We start from the raw sequence: 5,614 nt of genomic DNA, 5'->3' as shown, positions 1-5,614 counted from the left end.
GGCGAGGGCGGTGCCCCCGTCTCCGACGGCGCGGCGCCGTCGGACGGGTCCGCGCTGCCCGCGCTGCCGCCGGCCGCCCCGGCGGTGCCGGACACCGGCGCCGTGCCGGCGCTTCCCGCCCTTCCGGGCGCCCAGCCGGCCCCGGGCGCCCAGGGCGGCGACCAGCACGAGGACGGCCCGCGGGCGATCGGCAGCGGCCTGGGCGAGCTGGCCCCGGCGCGTCCGCTCGGCGCGGTCACGCCGGTCGTCCCGGTGCCCCCGGCACCCGGTGCCGAGGGCCGGCCCGCGGCGCGCCCGATGGCCGAGCTGCCCGCCGCCCCCGGCACGCCCGTCCCCTCCCAGGCGATCGCGGCCATCGCGCCGATCGCCCCGCCGGACGGCGCCGGGGAGCACCACGCCGTGCCCGCCCCGGCCCCCGACGGCGGCCCGCGCCGGCTGCTGGTCTGGCCCGAGCCCGACCCCGCCACCAAGCAGGCGCTCCAGGAGCGCGGCTACCGCCCGGTGATCGTCCGCTCCCGCGAGGAGGTGGACGCGCAGGTCGCCGGCTTCCCCGCCGCCCTCTTCGTCGACCCGCTGACCGGCCCGATCACCCGCACCGCGCTGCAGTCGCTGCGCACCGCGGCGCTGAACAGCCGGGTCCCGGTGCTGGTCACCGCCGGCCTCGGCCAGGCCACCCGGGACGCCGCGTACGGTGCCGACCCGGCCGTCCTGCTGCGCGCCCTCGCCCCGCGCGACGGCGAGCACCACGCCCCGCGCGTCCTGCTGGTCGAGGGCGACCCGGACATCGCCGCCGCGATGATCGGCAGCCTGGAACGGCGCGGCATGCACGTCGAGCACGCGGTGGACGAGAACGACGCCGTCTCCCGGGCCAGCAGCGTGCAGCCCAACCTGGTGGTGATGGACCTGTTCCAGATCCGCCGCCGCCGGGTCGGCCTGCTGGACTGGCTGCGCGCCAACGACCGGCTGCACCGCACCCCGCTCGTGGTCTACACCTCGGTGGACCTCGACCCGCGCGAGCTGCCCCGGCTGCGCACCGGCGAGACGGTGCTCTTCCTCGCCGAGCGCTCGACCAGCGACGACGTGCAGTCCCGGATCGTCGACCTGCTCGGGCGGATCGGCGCCATGGGCGAGGCGGGCGTCGCCGCGGCCGGCTGAGGACCGCGCACGCCGGGGACCGGCCACCCCCTCCCGGGGTGACCGGCCCTCCTCGACGTGTGCGCCCGGTGCCCGGCTACTCCTTGCCGACCAGCGTGACGTCCAGCCTCTCCGCCGCGTAGTCGGCCCGGATCACCTTCTTGTCGAACTTGCCGACCGAGGTCTTCGGCACCGTCTCGACGACCGCCCAGCGCTCCGGCAGCTGCCAGGAGGCGACCCGGCCGGCCAGGAAGGCCCGCAGCTCCCGGAGCCCGGCGGTGGCACCCGGCCGCAGGACCACGGTGGCCAGCGGCCGCTCGCCCCACTTCTCGTCCGGGACGGCCACCACGGCGGCCTCGGCGACCTCGGGGTGGGCCATCAGGTGGTTCTCCAGGTCCTGCGAGGAGATCCACTCGCCGCCGGACTTGATGACGTCCTTGGCCCGGTCGGTCAGGGTCAGGTAGCCGTCGGCGGTGATCGTGCCGACGTCGCCGGTGCGCAGCCAGCCGTCCTCGGAGAACTTGTCGTCCGGGCGCTCCGGGTCCTGGCCCGCGCCCCCGTAGTACGCCCCCGCGATCCACGGGCCGCGTACCTCCAGCTCGCCGGCGGAGGCGCCGTCGTGGGGCATCCGCTCGCCGCCCGGGCCGATCAGCCGGGCCTCGACGGAGGCCGGGAAGACGCCCTGGGTGACCCGGTACGGCCACTCCTCCTCCGGGGTGAGGCCGCCCGGCGGCTGGGCGAAGGAGCCGAGCGGCGAGGTCTCGGTCATGCCCCAGGCGTGGACGACCCGGATGCCGTGGCGCTCCTCGTAGCCCTTCATCAGCGACGGCGGGCAGGCCGAGCCGCCGATCACCACCATGCGCAGGCTGGAGGTGTCGTAGTCGCCGGCGTCCAGCTCGTCCAGCAGGCCGCTCCAGATCGTCGGCACGGCCGCGCTGACCGTGGGCCTCACCGCGGCGATCATCTCGGCCATCGGCCGCGGCTGGAGGAAGCGGTCGGGCATCAGCAGGCCGGCACCGGACATGAAGGCGGCGTGCGGGATGCCCCAGGCGTTGACGTGGAACATCGGCACGACCGGCAGCGCGGTGTCGCGCGGGGTGAAGCCGAAGTTGTCGCCGGTGTTGACCTGGAGACAGTGCAGGTAGACCGAGCGGTGGCTGTAGAGCACGCCCTTCGGGTCGCCGGTGGTGCCCGAGGTGTAACAGAGCACGGCGGCCCGCCGTTCGTCGATGTCGCCGCGCCAGGGGTAGGCGGACGGCCGGTCCGCGATCAGCTCCTCGTAGTCGTGCACGCCGCCGGCGAACCCGGCCAGCACCGACCGGTCGCCGGGGCCGCTGACCACGATGTGCTTCAGCGTCGGGGCGAGCCCGGGGAGGACCGCCGCCAGCAGGGGGAGGACGGTGCCGTTGACGATGATCACGCGGTCGGCGGCGTGGTCGACGATGAACGACAGCTGGTTCGCCGGGAGCCGGAGGTTCAGCGTGTGCAGCACCGCGCCCATCGCCGGCACCGCGAGGTAGGCCTCCAGGTGCTCGGCGTTGTTCCACATCAGGGTGGCCACGCGGTCGTCCTCGGTCACGCCGAGCTCGTCCCGCAGCGCCCACGCCAGCCGGGCCGCCCGCTCCCCGACCTCGGCGTACGTCCGGACCACCGGGCCGGTGCCGTCCCAGGTGGTGACGGTCGAGCGTCCGTGGACGGTCGACCCGTGCTCCAGGATTCGGGCAACGGTGAGCGGTACGTCCTGCATCGTGCTGAACACGGGTCCTCCTCGACCTGGGCGGCACTGCGGCGGCTCTGCCCGGGCGGCCCGGCCGCGGTCGGACCGGCGGCTACTGGGCGGTAATACGGGCAGTCGAGCCCGATTGTGCCGCGCCGTGTCCCCGATGTCAGCATCCCGACCGCGTTGCCCCGATCACGACCCGGCCACGGCCTCCCCGGACGGCCCGCGGACGCCGGACCGGCGGGGCGCCCCCGCGACCGCCGCCGGTCGGCACGGGGGCGCGGTCGGACGCCGGGAGGGGGGCGGGATACTGGGGGCATGGGTGACGAGCACGGCGAACGGCGGGTGGATCGGGGTCTGGCCGGGTTCCGGGTGCCGTGCCCGTGCTGTTCGGGCGGGGTGCGGACGGAGCCGCGCAAGGGTGTGCGGGACGGCCGCACCGGCACCGGCTACGTTCCGGAGACCTGCCGCCACTGCCGGGGCCGGGGCTGGCTGGGGCTCGGCCTGCGGGAGTGACCGCGGGCCGGCGGGAGTGACCGCCGGTCCGCGGGACCGACCGCCGGCGGGCCGCTCAGCCGGCAAGTGGCGCGTCGACCTGGTTGCGGTCGACGGTGAGGGTCGCCCCGCCCCAGGTCTCCTCGACGTTGCCGCGGTACTGGTGGACGCGCCGGTGCCCGCTCCAGAGGTCCGGGGTGAGCGCCCCGCCGCCGGCGGTGTCGGCGCGGTCGTCCCAGCGGGCGTACCAGAGGACGTCGGGCAGCGGGGTGCTGCCGGCCCGCGCGGCCGCGGCGAGGTCGGCGACCCCGGAGTCGAGGCTGGAGTAGAAGCCCGAGCGGTAGCCGGCCCGGTGCAGGGCCTGCGTCCAGCCGAGGGTGAAGTCGACGACGCCCTGGCCGCAGGCCGGATCGCGCATCGGGTAGGCCTCGATGTCCAGGAAGACCGGACTGCCCGGGCCGATCCCGACCGCCCGCAGACCCCGGACCGCCTCGGCCGCCTCCTCGCGCCCCTGCTGCACGGCCCGCGCCGGGTCGATCCGCTTCGGTTTGCGCTTCAGTTCGCTGCACGGCGCCTGCAGGCCGACGTGGACGGGCAGGAACCGCCACCCCATCGCCCGTGCCTGCCGCACCCAGTCGGCGGTGAGCCTCGGCTGGGCGCAGCCGCGCTGGCTGCCGCTGGTGTAGATGCCGAGCGCCCCGTACGGCGAGGCGTCGCGCCAGGCCCGCAGGGTCTCCGGCGGGGGCGCGGTGCAGGCGTCGAAGGCCGCGCCGGCGTAGCGGTCGCGGGCCCGGGCGACCGGCGGGCCCAGCCGGTCCGGGAGGACGGTCGCGCGGATCCGGGGCGCGGCCGCGGCCACCGGGGCGGCCCCACCGGTGCTCACGCCCGGGCCGACGGCGGCCAGCAGCAGGACGAGGGAGGCGGCGGCGAGGGCCGCGGGGCGGAGATGGCGCACCCCGCCTTGATACTGACGGCCCGTCGGGCGATCGCGGCAAGCGCGCCGGGCGCGCCGTCGGAGCTCACCCTTTCGGACGCACCCGTCCGCATCCGTCCCGATTTCTGTAACGAGCTTGCTGCCCCATGGCTCCTTACGGCAAACTCACAACCATGCCCACGTCCCATCCCAGCGAAACCTCTGCCCCGTCGACGGTCACCACCGTCGCCGAGGCGCTTGCCGTGCCGCCCGCCACCCGGGGCGAGCCCACCGGCGAGCGGGGCGGCGGGCGACGGGACGGCGCGGCGCCCGGTGACGGGCCACCGGACGCACGGCCCGGCCGCACGACCGGCCGGCGGACCCCGAACTTCCTGCGGCGCCCGGAGAGGATCCCGGCGCCGCTGCTCTGTCTGGTGGCGATGTTCCTGGTGCAGACCGGCATCGCGTTCTCCAAGCCGCTGTTCGGCCCGCTCGGGGTCAGCGGCACCACGTTCCTGCGACTGAGCTTCGCGGCGGTCGTCCTGCTGGCCGTCACCAGGCCGAAGCTGCGGGGGCGCCGCCCGCGCGACCTGCTCGCCGCCGCCCTGCTCGGCGTGGCGTCGGCCGGGATGACGCTGCTGTTCGCCGGGGCGATCGACCGGCTGCCGATGGGCACCGCCGCCACCATCGAGTTCCTCGGCCCGCTCGCGGTGGCCCTGGTCTTCGCCCGCCGGGCCACCCACCTGCTCTGGGCGCTGCTCGCGGCCGGCGGCGTGGTGCTGCTGACCCTGCTCGGCGAGGGCGGCGGGGAAGGCTCCGGACTCGACCCGGTCGGCCTGCTCTACGCCTTCGGCGCGGCCGCCTGCTACGCCGCGTACATCCTGTTCACCGACAAGGTCGGCGCGGCGTTCCAGGGCTTCCAGGGGCTGGCCGTGTCGATGACGGTCGGCGCGCTGACGGTGGCGCCGTTCGGACTGGGCCAGGCCTGGGACGGGCTGACCGCCCCCGGCGCCTCGCCGCTGACGCTGCTGCTCGCGGTCGCCGGGGTGTCGCTGCTGCTGCCGGTGATCCCGTACGCGCTGGAGATGACGGCGCTGCGGCGGATGCCGCAACGGGTGTTCAGCGTGCTGGTGAGCCTGGAGCCGGCGGTCAGCGCGCTGGTCGGCCTGGTGGTGCTGGGCCAGCTGCTGGGGGCCGCGCAGCTGGCCGGGATCGGCTGCGTGGTCGCGGCGAGCGTCGGAGCCACGCTGACCGGGCGACGCTGACGGGGCGGCTACCGGCCGGACGACGCCCGCCCGGGCGGGCCGCGTCGGGACCGTGCCCGTGGACGGGGGCGCGCATCGATCGATGCG

The 5,614-nt window shown here is 76.4% G+C and carries 5 protein-coding genes; 3 read left to right on the top strand and 2 right to left on the bottom strand.

The features are described from left to right. Positions 1 to 1,155 (top strand): PleD family two-component system response regulator (locus ACFCX4_RS34245; RefSeq protein ID WP_376151039.1); only part of this gene is annotated, 1,155 nt, incomplete at its 5' end. Between the two features lie 76 nt (positions 1,156 to 1,231). On the opposite strand, the gene ACFCX4_RS34240 is transcribed toward ACFCX4_RS34245, so the two are convergent. Beyond that, positions 1,232 to 2,893: a long-chain fatty acid--CoA ligase gene (locus ACFCX4_RS34240; RefSeq protein WP_376151037.1), complete on the bottom strand. Its 1,662-nt coding sequence runs from the start codon at positions 2,891 to 2,893 to the stop codon at positions 1,232 to 1,234. A gap of 279 nt (positions 2,894 to 3,172) precedes the next feature. On the opposite strand from ACFCX4_RS34240, the gene ACFCX4_RS34235 reads away from it, so the two are divergent. Next, positions 3,173 to 3,370: a hypothetical protein gene (locus ACFCX4_RS34235; protein ID WP_376151035.1), complete on the top strand. Its 198-nt coding sequence runs from the start codon at positions 3,173 to 3,175 to the stop codon at positions 3,368 to 3,370. 55 nt (positions 3,371 to 3,425) lie between these two features. Here ACFCX4_RS34235 and ACFCX4_RS34230 read toward each other — a convergent pair whose 3' ends face one another. Continuing rightward, a complete protein-coding gene (locus ACFCX4_RS34230) occupies positions 3,426 to 4,304 on the bottom strand; it encodes a DUF1906 domain-containing protein (protein ID WP_376151033.1) in 879 nt (292 codons plus the stop codon). Positions 4,305 to 4,456: 152 nt separating this feature from the next. On the opposite strand from ACFCX4_RS34230, the gene ACFCX4_RS34225 reads away from it, so the two are divergent. Beyond that, complete coding sequence (locus tag ACFCX4_RS34225) at positions 4,457 to 5,527, top strand: DMT family transporter (RefSeq protein WP_376151031.1); 1,071 nt, start codon at positions 4,457 to 4,459, stop codon at positions 5,525 to 5,527. Positions 5,528 to 5,614: the final 87 nt, after the last annotated feature.

Source organism: Kitasatospora sp. NPDC056327 (assembly GCF_042261735.1).
Classification (GTDB): Bacteria; Actinomycetota; Actinomycetes; order Streptomycetales; family Streptomycetaceae; genus Kitasatospora.
This window is presented reverse-complemented; position numbering and strand designations above follow the sequence as displayed.